20 protein-coding genes are annotated in these 17,958 nt (G+C 41.1%); 15 read left to right on the forward strand and 5 right to left on the reverse strand.

Annotation, left to right across the window (positions count from 1 at the left end; translation table 11 throughout):
- Positions 1-6: 6 nt before the first annotated feature.
- From ACSR9O_RS12835 to ACSR9O_RS12890, 12 genes are all read left to right on the forward strand, one after another.
- Positions 7-843 (forward strand): MetQ/NlpA family ABC transporter substrate-binding protein, encoded by an 837-nt coding sequence (locus ACSR9O_RS12835; protein WP_101223655.1) that lies wholly within the window; start codon positions 7-9, stop codon positions 841-843.
- A 764-nt stretch (positions 844-1,607) separates the two neighbouring features.
- Positions 1,608-1,748 (forward strand): YuzK family famiily protein, encoded by a 141-nt coding sequence (locus tag ACSR9O_RS12840; RefSeq protein WP_491725466.1) that lies wholly within the window; start codon positions 1,608-1,610, stop codon positions 1,746-1,748.
- A 452-nt stretch (positions 1,749-2,200) separates the two neighbouring features.
- On the forward strand, positions 2,201-2,986 hold the full coding sequence (gene sufC / locus ACSR9O_RS12845) for a Fe-S cluster assembly ATPase SufC (protein ID WP_101223654.1): 786 nt from the start codon (positions 2,201-2,203) through the stop codon (positions 2,984-2,986).
- A 15-nt stretch (positions 2,987-3,001) separates the two neighbouring features.
- Positions 3,002-4,303 carry a Fe-S cluster assembly protein SufD gene (gene sufD / locus ACSR9O_RS12850; RefSeq protein WP_491724477.1) on the forward strand — a complete coding sequence of 434 codons (1,302 nt, stop codon included), beginning with the start codon at positions 3,002-3,004 and terminating at the stop codon, positions 4,301-4,303.
- Positions 4,303-5,532: a cysteine desulfurase gene (locus ACSR9O_RS12855; RefSeq protein ID WP_101223652.1), complete on the forward strand. Its 1,230-nt coding sequence runs from the start codon at positions 4,303-4,305 to the stop codon at positions 5,530-5,532. The genes sufD and ACSR9O_RS12855 overlap by 1 nt, the downstream gene beginning before the upstream one ends.
- Positions 5,522-5,950 (forward strand): Fe-S cluster assembly sulfur transfer protein SufU, encoded by a 429-nt coding sequence (gene sufU / locus ACSR9O_RS12860; RefSeq protein WP_034310148.1) that lies wholly within the window; start codon positions 5,522-5,524, stop codon positions 5,948-5,950. Before ACSR9O_RS12855 ends, sufU begins: the two co-directional genes overlap by 11 nt.
- Before the next feature lie 55 nt (positions 5,951-6,005).
- Complete coding sequence (sufB, locus tag ACSR9O_RS12865) at positions 6,006-7,403, forward strand: Fe-S cluster assembly protein SufB (protein ID WP_053536753.1); 1,398 nt, start codon at positions 6,006-6,008, stop codon at positions 7,401-7,403.
- Between the two features lie 195 nt (positions 7,404-7,598).
- On the forward strand, positions 7,599-8,447 hold the full coding sequence (locus ACSR9O_RS12870; RefSeq protein WP_260358861.1) for a DUF72 domain-containing protein: 849 nt from the start codon (positions 7,599-7,601) through the stop codon (positions 8,445-8,447).
- Positions 8,448-8,531: 84 nt separating this feature from the next.
- Positions 8,532-9,359: a sulfite exporter TauE/SafE family protein gene (locus ACSR9O_RS12875; protein ID WP_101223650.1), complete on the forward strand. Its 828-nt coding sequence runs from the start codon at positions 8,532-8,534 to the stop codon at positions 9,357-9,359.
- Positions 9,360-9,375: 16 nt separating this feature from the next.
- Complete coding sequence (locus ACSR9O_RS12880) at positions 9,376-10,761, forward strand: bifunctional metallophosphatase/5'-nucleotidase (protein ID WP_260358713.1); 1,386 nt, start codon at positions 9,376-9,378, stop codon at positions 10,759-10,761.
- A 61-nt stretch (positions 10,762-10,822) separates the two neighbouring features.
- On the forward strand, positions 10,823-11,125 hold the full coding sequence (locus ACSR9O_RS12885; RefSeq protein WP_101223648.1) for a YunC family protein: 303 nt from the start codon (positions 10,823-10,825) through the stop codon (positions 11,123-11,125).
- A gap of 175 nt (positions 11,126-11,300) precedes the next feature.
- On the forward strand, positions 11,301-12,398 hold the full coding sequence (locus ACSR9O_RS12890) for an HD-GYP domain-containing protein (RefSeq protein ID WP_260358712.1): 1,098 nt from the start codon (positions 11,301-11,303) through the stop codon (positions 12,396-12,398).
- A gap of 22 nt (positions 12,399-12,420) precedes the next feature.
- Here the strand turns inward: ACSR9O_RS12890 and yunB are convergent, their stop codons facing one another.
- Together yunB and ACSR9O_RS12900 are read right to left on the reverse strand one after the other, a co-directional pair.
- Positions 12,421-13,170: a sporulation protein YunB gene (gene yunB / locus ACSR9O_RS12895; protein ID WP_101223646.1), complete on the reverse strand. Its 750-nt coding sequence runs from the start codon at positions 13,168-13,170 to the stop codon at positions 12,421-12,423.
- A gap of 86 nt (positions 13,171-13,256) precedes the next feature.
- On the reverse strand, positions 13,257-14,246 hold the full coding sequence (locus ACSR9O_RS12900; RefSeq protein WP_397315513.1) for a M23 family metallopeptidase: 990 nt from the start codon (positions 14,244-14,246) through the stop codon (positions 13,257-13,259).
- Between the two features lie 187 nt (positions 14,247-14,433).
- Between ACSR9O_RS12900 and lipA the strand changes: the two genes are divergently transcribed.
- Positions 14,434-15,348, forward strand: a complete 915-nt coding sequence (lipA, locus tag ACSR9O_RS12905) for a lipoyl synthase (protein ID WP_063234033.1) — start codon at positions 14,434-14,436, stop codon at positions 15,346-15,348.
- Positions 15,349-15,386: 38 nt separating this feature from the next.
- Here the strand turns inward: lipA and ACSR9O_RS12910 are convergent, their stop codons facing one another.
- Positions 15,387-16,049 (reverse strand): YhcN/YlaJ family sporulation lipoprotein, encoded by a 663-nt coding sequence (locus ACSR9O_RS12910; RefSeq protein ID WP_101223645.1) that lies wholly within the window; start codon positions 16,047-16,049, stop codon positions 15,387-15,389.
- Between the two features lie 113 nt (positions 16,050-16,162).
- On the opposite strand from ACSR9O_RS12910, the gene ACSR9O_RS12915 reads away from it, so the two are divergent.
- Positions 16,163-16,438, forward strand: a complete 276-nt coding sequence (locus ACSR9O_RS12915; RefSeq protein ID WP_101223644.1) for a YutD family protein — start codon at positions 16,163-16,165, stop codon at positions 16,436-16,438.
- 31 nt (positions 16,439-16,469) lie between these two features.
- Here ACSR9O_RS12915 and ACSR9O_RS12920 read toward each other — a convergent pair whose 3' ends face one another.
- Both ACSR9O_RS12920 and ACSR9O_RS12925 read right to left on the reverse strand, forming a co-directional pair.
- The gene (locus ACSR9O_RS12920) at positions 16,470-16,757 is read right to left on the reverse strand and encodes a cytosolic protein (RefSeq protein ID WP_491724478.1); all 288 of its coding nucleotides are present in this window, start codon (positions 16,755-16,757) and stop codon (positions 16,470-16,472) included.
- Positions 16,758-16,827: 70 nt separating this feature from the next.
- Positions 16,828-17,094: a DUF3055 domain-containing protein gene (locus ACSR9O_RS12925; protein ID WP_098371475.1), complete on the reverse strand. Its 267-nt coding sequence runs from the start codon at positions 17,092-17,094 to the stop codon at positions 16,828-16,830.
- 425 nt (positions 17,095-17,519) lie between these two features.
- Between ACSR9O_RS12925 and ACSR9O_RS12930 the strand changes: the two genes are divergently transcribed.
- A complete protein-coding gene (locus tag ACSR9O_RS12930; protein ID WP_491724479.1) occupies positions 17,520-17,957 on the forward strand; it encodes a DUF86 domain-containing protein in 438 nt (145 codons plus the stop codon).
- Position 17,958 lies beyond the last annotated feature (1 nt).

Here is a 17,958-nt window from a genome sequence, read left to right on the forward strand (position 1 = left end):
AATAGGATGAAAAAGTTTTTAGGATTTGCATTAATTTTAGTGTTGTCTATCGCTTTGGCTGCTTGTGGAAGTGAAAAGGATAAAAGCGGCAGTGATACGGAGAAAGAATCGAAGAAAATAGTTGTAGGGGCATCCAATGTTCCTCATGCTGAAATCCTTGAGAAAGCTAAGCCGCTTCTTAAAGAAAAAGGAATCGAATTGGAAATCGAAACTTTCCAGGACTATGTTTTACCGAATAAGGCGTTGAATGATAAGGAATTGGATGCTAACTATTTCCAACATATTCCATATTTAGAGGGGCAAATTAAAGAAAATGGATATGACTTCGTTAATGCTGGCGGAATCCATATCGAGCCGATTGCTCTATATTCACAAAAATATAAAAGCATTGATAAACTTCCGGAAGGCGCAACAATTATTATGAGCAGCTCTGTTGCTGATCATGGACGCGCTTTATCCCTTTTGGAAAAGAATGGCCTGATCACTTTGAAAGAAGGCGTCGATAAAACGACGGCTACAACTAAAGACATCGTTGAAAATAAGAAAAACCTTAAATTCGATGCTGATTATGAAGCGGCCCTGCTTCCTAAAATTTATGAGAGTGGCGAAGGCGATGCAGTCTTGATCAACTCCAACTATGCAATTGATGCCGGTTTGAATCCGCTTGAAGATTCGATTGCGATTGAAGATTCGGAATCACCATATGTGAATGTCATTGCCGTAAACAAAGGTGACGAAAATAAAGAAGCAATAAAAGCGCTTGTAGAAGTATTGCATTCTAAAGAAATTCAAGATTTCATTCTTGAAGAATACAAAGGTGCAGTTGTACCGGCGGATAAATAATTCAAGAATGGCGACCTGATTTAACTCAGGTCGCAGTTTAAAAACAAAAAGGTTTCGGAATGGTCTCATTCCGAAACCTTTTTGTTTTTATATTGGATTTGAACCGATAATTGTCCTCTTTATTTGTTGGTGAGTGCCGATGGGCAGAGATAACAACTAAAACGCTCATATTACACATAGCCATGGTTGCGGAATCTGCCTCAACAGCTTCAGGTTTTCCAGCTTTCTTAATCACTTGTTCAATCAGAGGCTCTTAATACGAGTATTTCCGGGTGTTACTATCGTCCCAACACAAATCCGTTACGGTCTTCTGACGCATAAATGAATAAGCGAGCTGGTTTGTCCATTCAGCTTTCACATAGTGCGTCGCTCATAATTTTTTTCCGTGCTTAGAGAAGTGAGGCACTTCATTTTGCCTATCTGATTGTTTAGTCTTAGTGGATTGGAACGGAAGGTACGAGACTCCTGCGGGAAAAGCGAGTCAAGGGAGACCCCGCAGGCGCAAAAGCGCCGAGGAGGCTTCCGGACCGCCCGCGGAAAGCGAGTGCCTGAAGTGGAAAGTAACGTTCAAATTTTGAAAACCTAAAAACTCATTGATGATCCAGTTTGTTTTAGTCTGCGGCTTAATTTAATTCATTTCATGTTTAATCAGGAAAGGAAAGGGTATAGAGATAATGCAGGTAATAAAATGATACACAAATTTGAAAGGATGGTTCACTATCAATACTCTGGATTTAAATGTAACAAGCGAAATGGAAAAGGCGATGCAGTCTTCACATGGGATTGGATACAGTGAATACAGTAGAAATTTAGACATCCGTATCGAGGTCGAGAAAGAACGGGATAGGGAACATGTAAAGTGCAACAAAATGGTCCAGGACCTACAACGCAAAATTCACGGCTAAGCATATAAAAGAATTCTTTAAAAGATCGGTCTGTAGAGGTAAAATGGAAAGTGGTCCATAAAATAAGGGTTTCCTTATTGGATAAACTTACATAATACCTGACAGTCCGATTTTTTTCTTTTTAAAGCGGAACGTTCATACCTTGCAATCGAATTCTTCGAACATATATTAATAAGGACGAAGATTTGCCGAATAATAAGATAATTTTAACAAAAGCTAAAATAAGTATGATTATGCAGTAAATAGGCTATATCTGTTAGTATAGTAAGAATTGGGACAGGTTTTTAACATAGAAGAAGTGGAAACCCTATCTATTTAGTTGATTCCAAATTGGATTTGTTATAAAATTGGAATGAGAATAAAGTGAGAATGCTTTTACGTAAATTATAGTGATAGAAAGTAATCTTTACTTTCTGGTAATAAAATTGGAATTAGTTCACGGAGGTATTATTATGTCAGCTTCTACATTAACGGTTAAAGATCTTCACGTATCAATTGAAGGTAAAGAGATTTTAAAAGGGGTAAACCTTGAAGTTAAAGGTGGAGAAATCCATGCAATCATGGGACCAAATGGAACTGGTAAATCCACTTTATCATCAGCGATCATGGGTCACCCTAAATATGAAGTAACGAGCGGAAGCATCTCATTCGATGGTGAAGATGTATTGGAAATGGAAGTCGACGAGCGCGCTCGTGTCGGTCTATTCCTGGCTATGCAATATCCAAGTGAAATCAGCGGGGTTACAAATGCTGACTTCTTACGTTCTTCCATTAACGCACGCCGTGAAGAAGGCGATGAAATTTCATTGATGAAATTCATCCGTCAAATGGATCAAAAAATGGAATTCCTTGAAATGGATGAAGATATGGCGCAACGCTATTTGAATGAAGGTTTCTCCGGCGGAGAGAAAAAACGCAACGAGATTCTTCAATTAATGATGATCCAACCTAAAATTGCAATCTTGGATGAGATTGATTCAGGTCTAGATATCGATGCACTTAAAGTCGTTTCAAAAGGAATCAACGAAATGCGCGGAGAAGACTTTGGATGCTTGATCATCACTCACTACCAACGTCTATTAAATTACATCACTCCTGATTTTGTACATGTAATGATGCAAGGACGCGTCGTAAAATCAGGTGGTCCTGAACTTGCTGCCCGCTTGGAAGCGGAAGGTTATGATTGGATCAAACAAGAATTGGGCATTGAAGACGAAACTGTTGGCGAAGAAGCGTAAGTAGGAGGATTTGCAATGACTACAGAAACGAAATTACCGTTTGAACAAGAGGATATAAGCTCCTATTCAACTAAAAATAATGATCCAGCTTGGCTATCCGAGCTTCGGATTCAAGCGTTTTCTGAATTAGAAAAGCTCCCGATGCCCAAGCCGGATAAAACGAAGATCGATAAATGGAATTTTACTTCTTTCCAGAACCATACGGTTGAAAGTGAAGCTTTTGCCTCTTTAGAGGAGCTTCCGGAGGAAATTAAATCCATCATCGAAGAAAATGAAAACTTATACATTCAACGCAATAATACGCCGGCACATACCAATCTGTCAGCAAAGGTGAAAGAGCAAGGCGTCATCTTTACAGATATTTTAACAGCTGCTCGTGACCATGCTGAGCTTGTGCAAAAATATTTCATGAAAGATGGCGTTAAAATAGATGAACATCGTTTAACGGCACTTCATGCTGCATTAGTTAATGGGGGGGCATTCCTTTATGTTCCGAAAAATGTAGAAATCAAAGAGCCGATTCAATCGGTATTCCTGTTGGATAATCCTGATACTACACTTTTCAACCATGTCTTGATCGTAGCGGAAGATAATAGCTCTGTCACATATGTAGAGAATTACTTCTCAAGCGTTGAGTCTAACGAAGGGATTGCCAACATCGTAACGGAAGTATTTGCAAATGCGAATGCCAAAGTCGAATACGGAGCGGTCGATACCCTTTCAAAAGGCTTCACGACATACGTTAACCGCCGTGGAGTGGCAGGACGTGATGCTCGTATTGAGTGGGCGCTTGGCCTTATGAACGACGGAAATACGATTTCAGATAATACAACATATCTAATGGGCGATGGATCTCACGGAGATACAAAAACAGTTGTAGTCGGACGCGGGGAACAAAAGCAGAACTTCACGACTGCCATCATTCATTATGGCAAACGCTCTGAGGGCTATATCCTTAAGCACGGTGTAATGAAAGACGCCGCATCCTCTATTTTTAATGGAATTGGGAAAATAGAGTATGGTGCTACAAAGGCCAATGCCGAACAAGAGTCACGCGTTTTGATGTTAAGTGAAAAAGCGCGCGGAGATGCCAATCCGATTCTCTTGATTGATGAAGATGATGTAACGGCTGGTCATGCAGCTTCCGTCGGCCGTGTCGACCCGCTTCAACTGTATTATTTAATGAGCCGTGGTATTACAAAGAAAGAAGCAGAAAGACTTGTCATTCACGGATTCTTGGCCCCTGTTGTTAATCAGCTTCCAATTGAGGGAGTTAAAAAACAATTAGTAGCGGTCATTGAAAGGAAAGTACAGTAATGAACCCATACGAAATTCGTAAGCTTTTTCCAATATTAGATCAAGAAGTCAATGGTCAGCCATTAGTTTATTTAGATAGTGCTGCAACCTCTCAAAAGCCGGCTGCAGTGATTGAAGCGATTGAGCAATATTACCGCGGATACAACTCGAATGTTCACCGCGGAGTGCATACACTAGGAACAAAAGCTACGGATGCGTATGAAGGTGCTCGTGAAAAGGTACGTAAATTCATTAATGCTTCTTCTACAGAAGAAATCATCTTTACCAGAGGCACAACGACTGCTTTGAATACTGTAGCAAGAAGTTACGGTGGTGCAAATATTAAAGAGGGTGACGAGATCGTCATCTCTTACATGGAGCATCACAGTAATATCATTCCGTGGCAGCAGCTTGCCAAAGAAAAGGGCGCTGTATTGAAGTATATTCCGCTTCAAGAGGATGGCACGATTTCCCTTGACGATGTGAGGGCTACAATTACGGAAGCAACGAAAATCGTGTCCATCATGCAGGTTTCGAATGTACTTGGTGTTATCAATCCTGTGAAGGAGATTGCAAAAATTGCCCATGATCATAATGCTGTTATGGTAGTCGACGGGGCACAGAGCACGCCGCATCTAAAAGTGGATGTCCGTGATTTGGATTGTGATTTCTTTGCCTTCTCAGGTCATAAAATGGTCGGTCCAACAGGTATCGGCGTATTATATGGCAAGAAAGACCTTCTTGAAAAAATGGAACCGATAGAATTCGGCGGAGAGATGATTGATTTTGTAGGTTTGTATGAGTCTACATGGAAAGAACTCCCGTGGAAATTCGAAGGTGGTACCCCAATCATTGCCGGTGCAATCGGCATGGGGGCTGCAATTGATTTCTTGGAAGAAATCGGTTTGGATAATATTGAACGGCATGAACATAAGCTCGCCGCATATGCAATGGAGAAAATGTCAGCAGTTGAAGGGCTGACTATATACGGTCCTAAAGATGCGGAAAAGCGTGCGGGTGTAATTACCTTTAATATTAATGACGTACATCCACATGATGTCGCTACCGTTCTTGATGCAGATGGAATTGCTGTTCGTGCCGGTCATCATTGCGCACAGCCATTAATGAAATGGCTTGACGTATCAGCGACAGCAAGAGCAAGTTTCTATCTATATAACACGGAAGAAGATATTGATAAGCTTGTGTCCGGGCTTGTTAAAACGAAGGAGTATTTCAGTAATGTCTTTTGATAACCTAGATACACTTTACCGTCAAGTCATTATGGATCACTATAAGAAACCGCGTAATAAGGGCATGCTAGAAGATGGAAGCATGACAATCGATATGAATAACCCAACTTGCGGCGATCGGATTCGGTTAACGATGAAAATCGAAGATGGCAAGGTCAGCGATGTTAAATTCGATGGTGATGGTTGTTCGATATCCATGAGTTCAGCTTCCATGATGACTCAAGCCATTAAGGGCAAAGACGTTGATACTGCTCTAGCTATGTCCGAGACTTTTTCCTTAATGATTCAGGGAAAAGAATACGACGATGAGATGGACCTTGGGGATATCGAAGCCCTTCAAGGCGTTTCCAAATTCCCTGCACGAATCAAGTGTGCTACTCTGGCTTGGAAAGCCATGGAAAAGGGATTGAAGGAATAATTAAATTAAAATGAGCTGTTGTAATTCAGCCATTTGAAATGGAGGAATACGAGCTATGGCAAAGAAAATGCCTGATATCGGCGATTATAAATATGGCTTTGCGGATAAAGATGTTTCCATTTTCCGTTCAAAGCGTGGTCTGACAAAAGAAATCGTGGAAGAGATTTCTCGAATGAAGGATGAACCGCAATGGATGCTTGATTTCCGTTTGAAATCATTGGAGCATTTTTACAACATGCCAATGCCTCAATGGGGCGGCGACATGCAGAGTCTTAACTTTGATGAAATCACATACTATGTTAAGCCATCAGAGAAATCAGAGAAGTCTTGGGATGAGGTTCCTGATGAAATCAAACAGACTTTTGATAAATTGGGAATTCCTGAAGCTGAACAAAAATACCTTGCTGGCGTATCTGCTCAATATGAATCAGAAGTGGTTTACCATAGCATGAAAGTAGAATTGGAAGACTTGGGTATCGTGTTTAAAGATACGGACTCAGCACTTCGTGAAAATGAAGATATCTTCCGTGAGCACTTTGGAAAAACGATTCCGCCAACTGACAATAAATTTTCGGCATTGAACTCGGCAGTTTGGTCAGGTGGATCTTTCATCTATGTACCAAAAGGCGTTAAAGTGGATACTCCGCTTCAAGCATATTTCCGGATCAACTCTGAAAACATGGGTCAATTCGAACGTACGCTAATCATTGTTGATGAAGGCGCATCCGTTCACTATGTGGAAGGTTGTACAGCTCCTGTTTATACAACTAACTCCCTTCATAGTGCCGTTGTCGAAATCGTCATCAAGAAAGATGCTTACTGCCGTTACACAACGATCCAAAACTGGGCAAACAACGTGTTTAACCTGGTTACGAAACGTGCCGTTTGTGACGCAAACGCAACAATGGAATGGATTGATGGTAACATCGGTTCCAAACTGACAATGAAATACCCTGCTGTCATCTTAAAAGGTGAAGGTGCACGAGGTATGACATTATCGATTGCCATTGCCGGCAAAGGCCAACACCAAGACGCTGGAGCAAAAATGATTCACCTAGCGCCAAATACATCTTCAACGATTGTATCAAAATCAATTTCTAAACAGGGCGGTAAAGTAACATACCGTGGTATCGTTCATTTCGGACGTAAAGCGGATGGAGCTCGTTCCAACATTGAATGTGATACATTAATCATGGATAATCAGTCTACATCCGATACAATCCCTTACAATGAAATCTTGAACGATAACATTTCCCTTGAACACGAAGCGAAGGTTTCCAAAGTATCAGAAGAACAATTGTTCTACTTGATGAGCCGCGGAATTTCTGAGCAAGAAGCAACGGAAATGATCGTAATGGGCTTCATCGAACCATTTACAAAAGAACTTCCAATGGAATATGCGGTTGAAATGAACCGTCTGATCAAGTTCGAAATGGAAGGCTCCATCGGATAATGACCGACTGGCCTGCCTGTAAGGCGATTTAGAATAACCATTCATACAAAAGCCTGCCGGGTCTGTCTGGCAGGCTTTTTGTTTTGACATCCGTCTCCGTCACCTTTATACCAAAGATTAGATATGGCTCAATAAGGGTAAAAATAACAATAGAAGTCAGGAAATGGGGCCAGTCCCGAAGGAGTGATGATGCAGATGATCTATGTTGGTGTGACCGGTTGGGGAGATCATGATAGTTTGTATCATGGTGGTGTGTCCCAACGTGATAAGCTTAAAGAGTACGGAGCTCATTTTCCCATTGTGGAGGTGGATGCCTCTTTTTATGCAGTCCAGCCAAAGAGGAACAGTGAAAAGTGGGTATCCGAGACGCCTGCATCATTCCAGTTTGTCGTTAAAGCTTATCAAGGGATGACAGGACATCAACGTGGGGAAATCCCATTTGAAAGTAAGAAGGAAATGTTCAAGGCATTTTGCGACTCTCTGGAGGCTTATCAGAAGTCCGGAAAGCTCGCGATGGTCTTATTTCAGTTTCCGCCATGGTTTGATTGTAAACGTGAAAATGTAAATTACCTGCGATGGTGCAAAGCTGAAATGGGCGATATCCCAGCGGCCATAGAATTTCGGAATCAAAGCTGGTACAGGTCTAACGTAGTCCAGCAAACTTTGGATTTTATCGAAAAGGAAGGCTGGATCCATACTGTATGCGATGAGCCTCAGGCTGGAGAGGGATCCATTCCAGTCGTTTTGCAGGCCACCGATAAAGATAAAACCCTGATACGCTTTCATGGCCGTAACCTGCATGGTTGGCAAAGGCCTTCTTCGGGTGATAATTGGCGTGAGGTCAGGTACTTATATCGATATAATCAGCAGGAATTGACTGAATGGGTGGAGAAAATCAGGATATTGGAAAAGGAATCCAAGGATATATATGTCCTGTTCAATAATAATTCAGGCGGAGATGCCTCCGATAATGCCAAACAAATGATTGAGTTGCTTGGTATAGAATATGAAGGACTGGCTCCTAAGCAGCTTGGTTTGTTTTAAGAGGATATATATAATTAAATAAAGAGATATTGTGACAACTAGTAGAGGTTATATCCTCACAAACAGGTAAAGGCGGATTTCTACATGGTATGGTTAGTATTAGTGGGTATTGGATTATTTGCGGGAGCGATCGGAGCTCTTGTCGGTCTTGGAGGCGGCATCATCATTGTGCCTTCTCTTTTATATTTAGGTACATCTACAAATATTATCGATGAGCTGACTCCTCAGGTCGCTGTAGGTGTTTCAACCGTAATCATGATTTTTACCGGCTTATCTTCTACTTTATCTTATTTAAAACATAAAGTGGTGGATTATAAGGCCGGCTTAATCTTTTTTATTGGCAGTGCGCCTGGTGGAATAATAGGTGCATATGTGAATAAAAATCTTAACGCCGAAGCTTTTTCATTGTACTTTGGTATTTTCATGGTTTTCATGGCCATTGTGTTATTAGTGAAAAATCGTTTGAAGCCAATGCTTTTCAAGCCTGGAAAAGGGAAAATAGTGAAAACGTATGAAACTGAAAATGGACATTCATTTTCTTATGGTTATCACCCCGTGTTAGCTGTATTGATTTCCTTTGTCGTGGGATTCAGCTCCGGATTATTTGGAATTGGCGGTGGGGCCTTAATGGTTCCCGTCATGATGCTACTTTTCTTCTTCCCTCCGCATATGGCTGTAGCGACTTCGATGTTCATGGTATTTTTATCATCCATCACTAATTCGATTACCCATATTTCCCTTGGAAATGTTAATTGGCCATATGCTTTTGCCCTGATTCCGGGTGCATGGTTCGGTGCTAAATTGGGCGCATTCATCAATACGCGCCTAAAGAGTGCGTCGCTGGAAAATATGTTGAAAATAGTGCTGATAATCATTGGTTTACGTCTTATATACCAAGGTATTACAGGATAAACGAGGAGGAGAAATGATGTCAGAAATCATTCATTTATATCACACCAATGATCTCCATAGTCATTTTGAGAATTGGCCTCGTATTGATAAGTTTCTTAAAGAAAGAAGAAAACTTCATCAAGAAACGGGAGAAGAAGCGATCATACTGGATATAGGCGATCATGTGGACCGCTGGCATCCATATACAGAAGGTACGTTAGGTAAAGGCAATATTGAGCTGCTGAATGAAGCGGGCTACCAATATGTGACCATCGGCAATAATGAAGGGATCACTTTACCTCATGATGCGTTAGACTCCTTATATGATCATGCAAGGTTCAAGGTCTTGGCAGCCAATATTTATTACAGTGATAATGAAAGGCCGGAATGGGCGCTGCCATATTGGATACATACAACGGTAAAAGGCACCAAGATCGCCCTGATAGGTTTGACAGCCTTTTTTCAAAAGTTTTACTCTGCGATGGGCTGGGAAATAACAGAACCGTTCGTGGAGTTAAAGGCACAGCTTGAAAGGGTCAAAACAGAGGCGGATGTAATCATCATCCTTTCCCACCTGGGCATCCATGATGATGAGAGGATGGCAGAGGACTTTCCGGAGATTGACATCATACTTGGCGCGCATACCCACCACATTCTCCACCAGGGGAGATTGATCAATGACACACTCCTTTGTGGTGCCGGGAAATATGGCTTCTTTGTTGGACAGGTGGAAATGACCGTCAATCAGGAAAGGGAAATTAGCCAGAAGAGTGCCATTCTTTATGATACCAATGACTTTTTGGAATTGGAGAATGAACGGTCATGGATTGAAGAGATATACCAGGCCGGAGGGGAAACGCTAAAACAGGTTGCAGTGGACTTACCAAAAGCACTGGATAATGATTGGTTCAAAGTAAGTCCTTTGACGGAAATCCTAGGGGAGGCCCTAAGGGAGTGGAGTCAGGCGGATTGTTCCTTTTTGAATGCAGGCCTCCTGCTTGAAGGGCTGCCGGACGGTCCTGTCACAAAAGGGGATATTCACAGAATCTGTCCACATCCCATCAACCCTTGCGTCGTTGAAGTTAATGGGAATGAATTAAAAGAAATCTTAATGCAATCGAGAAATGCGGAATGGCCACATATTCAGGTGAAAGGTTTCGGTTTCCGCGGAAACATAATGGGAGTCATGCATTATGATCAAATTGAATTTAACGAAATGGAGAATGGTATCGTAAAAGGGATTCTTATAAAAGGAGAGAAACTGCAGGCGGATAAGTCCTATAAACTGGCCATACCTGATATGTTTACATTTGGGCACTTCTTTCCAAGTATCCAGCGCTCCAATCGCAAAACATACCTGCTGCCGGAATTCTTACGGGATATCCTTTTATGGAAGCTGAAAAAAATATACACAAACGCCTAACGCTAAATCACGGTTTCGCCCTTTTTTTCATAAAGTATGGGGAAGAGAGGGGCGAAACCAATTGATTAACATGATACCAATAATTCTTGATAATCATACATTCCTAGCCATTTCTGTCCGACTTCCAAAAACGAATTTACTTGCTGTCGCGTCCGAAAAAGGGTATATAATGTGCGGTGCGTTAGATGTTGGACTGCTGAATGATAAATTGAAACATCGTAAAATCCTTGCAGGGAGGGCTACAGGAGTTAAATCGATTGAAGAGTTATTGGAAGCGCCGCTTGAATCGGTTACCTGGGAGGCTGTGGAAAAGGGCATTCATCCGGGAATGATTGGTAAAGAGGCATTAATCAAAATGATTTGAAAAGGTGGGCTTTCTTTTTTTTAAAGGGGGCCTTATTTTTTTATTTTAAAATGCTGATATTTTTTCAATAAATATATTCAAACAGATTCATTTATCAAAATATTTTCCGATAATCTTTATAAAGGAAAGAAACGGTTCGATCTACAAATATTGAATGGGGAGATGGGGTACAAGTATGAGGCTAGCTATTACAAAGTCCCTAAGCCCTGGAGCAAGGCTCGGTAAAAACATCTATAATGAGCGGGGCCATGTCCTATTGTGCGAGGGTCTTACATTAACGCAGAAAATGATCAATCGACTGGTGTCCCTTAATATACCCTTTGTTTACATTCAAGATTCCAGGACGGATGACATCATTCCAATGCCCCCAGTGTCCGGGAAACTTAGAAGAGAAGCCATTAATACGATTGAAACCACTTTCCTGGACATAAAGAACAAAATGAACCTTGATGGATCATTCACGATAGAGCAGGCTAACGTCAAGTTCACTCAAATAGTCCGGAACATCATGGACGAGCTGAAAAGGAATAAGGAGTTAATGACTTTATTGGCCGACGTTTATACATACGATGACTATATCTTCACTCATTCCTTCAATGTGACCTTATATACCCTGGCGATCGGGATGGAATTGAATATCAATAATAAGAATCTTGAAATTCTTGGGCTGGGGGCGATTTTACATGATGTCGGCAAAATGCTCGTGCCTTTGGAAATCCTCCATAAACCCGGCAAACTGACGGAAAAGGAGTTTGAACAAATCCAAAAACATGCCGATTACGGATTTCATCTAATCAAAAATGTTCATACCGTTTCACTTTTAGTTGCGAACTGTGCCTATCAGCATCATGAAAGGTTAGATGGATCTGGATATCCCCGTGGGATAAAGGGGGATGAAATCCATTATTTCGGCAAGATCATTGCCGTTGCCGATGTGTTTGATGCCGTTACTTCCAATCGGGTTTACCGTAAGGCCATGCTGCCGCATCAAGGTTTGGAAGTTCTTTATGCCGGAGTCGGGAAAAAGTTCGACAATACGATCATCGAGGCTTTCCGCAGGGCGGTTGCCATTTATCCTAATGGTCTATCAGTAGAATTGAATGATGGAAGGAAAGGAGTAGTATCCGCTCAAAATGAGGGGATTGGTGACCGCCCCATGATAAGGATACTGGAAGAAGATGGGGAGCGGATAAAAGAGCCCTATGAAGTGGACTTGAATAAAAACCTGCATTTGCTTATCATGAAATGTCTAAATATACAAGAACCAGCCTAACCTCAAGGATAAGCTGGTTTTGTCATTCCTTGTTTTCCTTCATGATCGCAGGTGCCACCGAACCGTTGCCGTTACTAAAATAACTTGGAACATCACCTTCGATCAACAGGCTTCCGACTGTCACTTCCTGACTCACCTTGGTCTCCTTTGTGAAAGAGGGGATGACGATTTGAATATTGACATCAAAATCCACAATCAATTCATAATAAACATTATTGATGCCTGCGTTTGTCAGTTTTGTCCTCAAATCCGATTCAACATTCCCGATGACCGACATTTTCACTGGGATTTCTGGTCCGTAATTGGAAAGGAGGTTATTCCCGGTCACAACACCAAATGGTATATAATAGACCACACTTTTATATTGTTCATCGTTTATTTTGGCTGAACCTGTTTTAAAAGGATTTCCCTGTTTGATGCCAAGTTTCTTTTGAATATCCTTCGTTATGTTAGCCCGCAATTCACTGTATATGACCGGATTGAAGCTATAGGAGGAACTGGAGTCCTTACCACCCTTATTGTTGGTGATGATTTTGTTCATATCGACCTTGGCTATATTTTCATCAACCGATTCATGAATCGTTTCCGTTGCAATCCGTTTGATTTCATATTCGGCTACACTCATGATCACGGGTTCGATTGATTTGTCCACGTACCAAAGAGTCATGATGCTTGATATGATAAACAGGATGAATGAATAGAGAAATACTTTTCGTGTGGGAAGAGGCCCCTTTTTTCGGAATTTCTTCGGTCGAAATCTTTTTCGGAACACGCTTTAGCCCCCTTTACTAATACCTATGCATCAAGTTCAGGGGTTTATGTTGAAATCAAAAAAAAGCAGCGTAAAATTCACGCCGCTCACTTTCGCTTTTTAGCCAAATCTTTCCTTTCCCATAATTTTAAATAAGGGTAAGGATCAAAGCTCCATTCTGTGATTCCATTGTCTTTGTACATCCCGTAATGAAGATGCGGAGGGAATTTTCCCGAAGTTCCCGGAGGACCGTAACCTGTACTGCCGACACCTCCGATGACTTGTCCGGGCTCGACGATTTGTCCGACTTTCAACCCTTTGGCAAAGCCGCTTAAATGGGCAAAGTAATGATAGGTATTATTTAAATCCCGTATCCCTATCCTCCAACCGCCGAATTTATTCCAGCCTTTCATCTCGATGATTCCATAGCTGGTGGAACGAACGGGAAGGCTATAATCGGCAAAAATATCAGTGCCCTCATGGATTCTCCTTCCGCCCCATCCACGAGCGCTTCCCCATGTATTCAAGTACGTATAATGAGTCCGTACTGGAACAGGGAAGGCCTTTTCATGTAAATCCAACCGGCCATATTTCTTATAAATCTCGGCATTGCCGATAATGATGCTGACTGCTTTATCTCGTTTATAATAATCCCACAAGCCGATCCGGATATTATCTTCATCTGCACCATAAGATTGGAGATGCTTCGAAAAAGCATACAATCGATCGGTATCATTATTGATATCTGCTTTTCCATCACCATTTCCATCCTGGCCCAATCCGTCAAAAAATGTGATCGTGAGCGGGTTCACGTCATTTAAGTCAGGATTGAGGGCCCCGCTCCACTTTGAAGGCTCGATGTGGATGCCTATTAAACCCTTTGCCGGCTCTAAGTCCCTTCGTGCAGCCCTGAGGCTATGCTCATATTGATCTGCTCCAGCAAGGTAATACCACGGGATTTGGAGAGTAGCCTCCATATTTTTATATAGCTCCATTCTCCCGGGATAAGCATCTGGGGTATCGGCAGCATCAGCCACTTGGCCTGGTGCATTCAAAATTAACAAACAAGTTATGGTAAGAAGGAATAATTTATTCAACGGGGCAGGCTCCTTTCATGACATTCTCCGTAATTAAAATACATCAGTCCATCCATCTTTTATAGTTTTGCTGATTTAGCTATAAACATGAAAAATAAATAATGGGAAACCAACTATAACTTGTATAAATGCTTTTTTATTGTTAAAGTAGGGTGTGTTAATTTCTATAGAATGGAGTGGCATTTTCATGTCTTCTACAAATAAAGAAATTCTTCGTAAACCAGATTGGTTGAAAATAAAGCTTAATACTAACGAAAATTACCTCGGTTTAAAAAATATGATGCGCGAGAAAAATCTTCATACAGTCTGTGAAGAGGCAAAATGTCCGAATATTCACGAATGCTGGGCAGTGAGAAGAACGGCTACTTTCATGATCTTAGGTGAAATCTGTACAAGGGCATGCCGTTTTTGTGCTGTTACAACTGGACGTCCGAATGAATTGGACTGGGCTGAACCTGAGCGTGTTGCCGATTCCGTTGTTTTGATGAATTTAAAGCATGTCGTCATTACAGCTGTTGCCCGTGATGATTTAAAGGATGGAGGCGCTGAAGTTTTCGCTGAAACAGTCCGTGCGATCCGTCGCAAAAATCCATTTACTTCTATTGAAGTATTACCGTCTGATATGGGCGGGGTGTTTGAAAATATCAAGACATTGATGGATGCTAAACCAGATATCCTTAACCATAATATAGAGACTGTCAGAAGTTTATCCGACCGTGTACGGGCTCAGGCCAAGTACGAACGTTCTTTGGAGCTTTTAAGAAGAGCCAAGGAACTGTATCCGGAAATCCCGACAAAATCTAGTTTAATGGTAGGTCTGGGTGAAACGCGGGAGGAAATCCTTGAGACCATGGATGACCTAAGGGCTAATAATGTCGATATCATGACAATCGGCCAGTATTTACAGCCGACTAAAAAACATTTAAAGGTGCTGAAATACTATACGCCTGAGGAATTTGCCGAACTGAAAGAACGTGCATTGGAAAAAGGCTTCAGCCATTGTGAATCCGGTCCGCTTGTCCGTTCATCCTACCATGCTGATGAACAAGTTAATGCTGCGGCTAAACATAAGCAAAACAAAGGTGAAGAATTATTGAAATAGAGAAATAAAGGACCGAAAAAAATTCGGTCCTTTTTTATTCAACGGTTATCCATTTTTTGATGGATGTTATCATGATGATCTCTTTTATCGTTAACCATTTCTCCATTTTCATTTTCTGTGTCACTCATTTTGTATCCTTGAGGCGATTTCAGCATTTCTTTGATCGTTTGTTCGATCGTATAGTCAATCCCTTTGCTGCCGGATTTCACTGTAGCGAAATTTTCGACATCTTGGGCAAGGTTTTGATAATCATCACTGACGTAGACATGATAGTAGCGAGGCACGACGGACATGGCAGTACGTTTAACTTGGTCGGCGGTTTCCGTCCGATCCTTGTCATTGGTATCATATACGACAAGTACTTCCTCATCAGTAACGAGTGTAGCGGCGTCATTGACATTTGGAATCTGAACACTAAGTTTTGAAATGACATCAGACAATTGTTCACGGTCAATGGAAGCAGCTTTGTTGGAAATGTTACGGCCGTCAATGGTTGCACTATTGGTGCGAGTAAAACCAAAATCATCACTTTTGTTGTCATTATTACGATAATCCTCATCATAATATTGAGTTGGATTATTTACGTTTGTTGGGTTGCCTGCATTGTTTTTTGCACCGAGCCCCTGGTCTTTTTCTTTATCAGCACATCCGGTTAGTGCAATAATCGAGCTTAAACCTATCGTTATTATCGTTTTTTTCATCAATAACACCCCCGTAACTTTAGGATGAACATATTTCTCTATTTTTCGCTTAGTAATTGATGGGGAATCAGTTATAATTTAAAGAAGAAATGTATTTATGAGAGGTGAAAACAATGATTACCATCAATAACATGACCTACGAAATAATTGAGGATGAAAGGGAAGGCTATAACGAAGAAGCGTTTAAAGCCAGATACAGTGAGATTTTAACGAAATATGATTATATAGTAGGGGATTGGGGTTACGGACAATTGAGGCTGCGTGGATTTTTTGATGATTCCAATCAGAAAGCGACCTTCGATACAAAGATAAGCACGCTTAGTGAATATTTATATGAATACTGCAATTTTGGCTGTCCTTATTTCGTCGTGAAGAAAGTAAAGAAATAAAAAGGCCAGAATTCACTCTGGCCCTTCCACGTTAAGAGTTACCATATCCTTTATATGGAGGCTGTTCATCTTTTTCTGGATCATCATGTGTCGGATGAGCACCAGGATATTGTCGAGGTAAGCCTTCATGCAACGATTTATTTTCATAATTGAAGGCACTTTGATATCGTTGCCCTTCCTGCCACGGTGTGTTTTTATTCTTGACTGGTGCATCTTTTGCAATGGCTGATCCAAAAGGTCCTTCGGGAAATTCTTCAGGAATTAAATAATCCCTCTGTTTTTCGACATTGGAAAAATCGTGGTATTCTTCTTTGTCCAAGATAATCCCCCCTCATGTAATCGATCTTACATTCAGTAGGTTTTCCCGTTTAAGAAAAAAACTTCAGCACTCAGACGATTTCCATTAAAAAGTGACGCAGTTCCTCGGCTTCCGCTTCTGACAACTGAAAGGCGTGCTCAAGATAGCCTTCCTCTTCTAAATCATCAGGCCCAATAATTGCGAAACGGTTACTCTGCATATTCAAAACAAGCTTCTTTCCATAAAACCGATCGGTAGTCGTAATGGCCAAATCGAATCTTGATTCCTCTCCCATGAAGCTTATGAACCGGGTTTTTGAATCAACGACGTCATTGTATAAATAAAAACGATCTTCCATAGTCTCATTCCCTTCTTATCTTCACATTTGTATTTCCATCATAACAAAGTGACTTCAATAGGGGAACAGACATTTTTCTGGGCTGCCGACTGTAGAAATTAATCCCTCCCCATGATTCTTCAGAACCTCGAGCAATCATTGCGTTCATCGATTAGATGAAAGTGGTTAAGAATATAAATGGAATCATGAATTGGTTTTCTTGGAGTGGACGTCGGAAAATGCCCCCCTGTGAAAAGGCAATGTGTAAGTCAATGCACCTGTTAGTAATTGGATGGTACAATGGTTGGGGTTGAAGAAATTGAGAGTAAGGGAGAAGCTATGGTATTATCAAGGAATAAGGTTGGTTCGGCACAGGGTCTTAACTATGCCGCTCATTCAACCAATGATTCCCTATATCATCTTAGATCAGAAAGGATCTGGAAATAATGTACTTTGTAGACCGCCAAAAAATTGAACAAATATTAGGTTTTCTTGAAAAGCAGCTTGGACTTTTTGAAGGGCATGATAATTGGGATGGAGACCTTTCGGAACTTATCGCAGAAAGGCTCATACAAACTTCCATCGATTCCGTGTTGGATGTAGGAAATGCGGTAATTGATGGTTTCATTATGCGTGATCCAGGAAGTTATGAAGATATTATCGATATCCTTCAAGATGAAAAAGTGATTTCAGAAGAAAAAGCGATACAATTCAAAAAGGTTTTGCCATTAAGGAAAATGCTGGTTCAAGACTTCATTGAAGTGAATCACAAAGAACTGTATGCCGTATTTTCGGAAAATATCGAGGCATTCAAGCAATTCCCTGATTTGGTGAGGAACTATTTAACAAATGAATTGGGACCTGTATCAGCTTTTAAAAACTAGC

This window comes from Peribacillus sp. B65, from assembly GCF_058513295.1.

What these genes read in the sequence shown, in the direction of transcription:
- ACSR9O_RS12835 (WP_101223655.1), top strand. Translation starts at nt 7, where the DNA reads ATGAAAAAGTTTTTAGGATTTGCATTAATTTTAGTGTTGTCTATCGCT.
- ACSR9O_RS12840 (WP_491725466.1), top strand. Translation starts at nt 1,608, where the DNA reads ATGCAGTCTTCACATGGGATTGGATACAGTGAATACAGTAGAAATTTA.
- sufC (WP_101223654.1), top strand. Translation starts at nt 2,201, where the DNA reads ATGTCAGCTTCTACATTAACGGTTAAAGATCTTCACGTATCAATTGAA.
- sufD (WP_491724477.1), top strand. Translation starts at nt 3,002, where the DNA reads ATGACTACAGAAACGAAATTACCGTTTGAACAAGAGGATATAAGCTCC.
- ACSR9O_RS12855 (WP_101223652.1), top strand. Translation starts at nt 4,303, where the DNA reads ATGAACCCATACGAAATTCGTAAGCTTTTTCCAATATTAGATCAAGAA.
- sufU (WP_034310148.1), top strand. Translation starts at nt 5,522, where the DNA reads ATGTCTTTTGATAACCTAGATACACTTTACCGTCAAGTCATTATGGAT.
- sufB (WP_053536753.1), top strand. Translation starts at nt 6,006, where the DNA reads ATGGCAAAGAAAATGCCTGATATCGGCGATTATAAATATGGCTTTGCG.
- ACSR9O_RS12870 (WP_260358861.1), top strand. Translation starts at nt 7,599, where the DNA reads ATGATCTATGTTGGTGTGACCGGTTGGGGAGATCATGATAGTTTGTAT.
- ACSR9O_RS12875 (WP_101223650.1), top strand. Translation starts at nt 8,532, where the DNA reads ATGGTATGGTTAGTATTAGTGGGTATTGGATTATTTGCGGGAGCGATC.
- ACSR9O_RS12880 (WP_260358713.1), top strand. Translation starts at nt 9,376, where the DNA reads ATGTCAGAAATCATTCATTTATATCACACCAATGATCTCCATAGTCAT.
- ACSR9O_RS12890 (WP_260358712.1), top strand. Translation starts at nt 11,301, where the DNA reads ATGAGGCTAGCTATTACAAAGTCCCTAAGCCCTGGAGCAAGGCTCGGT.
- lipA (WP_063234033.1), top strand. Translation starts at nt 14,434, where the DNA reads ATGTCTTCTACAAATAAAGAAATTCTTCGTAAACCAGATTGGTTGAAA.
- ACSR9O_RS12910 (WP_101223645.1), bottom strand. Translation starts at nt 16,049, where the DNA reads ATGAAAAAAACGATAATAACGATAGGTTTAAGCTCGATTATTGCACTA.
- ACSR9O_RS12915 (WP_101223644.1), top strand. Translation starts at nt 16,163, where the DNA reads ATGATTACCATCAATAACATGACCTACGAAATAATTGAGGATGAAAGG.
- ACSR9O_RS12925 (WP_098371475.1), bottom strand. Translation starts at nt 17,094, where the DNA reads ATGGAAGATCGTTTTTATTTATACAATGACGTCGTTGATTCAAAAACC.
- ACSR9O_RS12930 (WP_491724479.1), top strand. Translation starts at nt 17,520, where the DNA reads ATGTACTTTGTAGACCGCCAAAAAATTGAACAAATATTAGGTTTTCTT.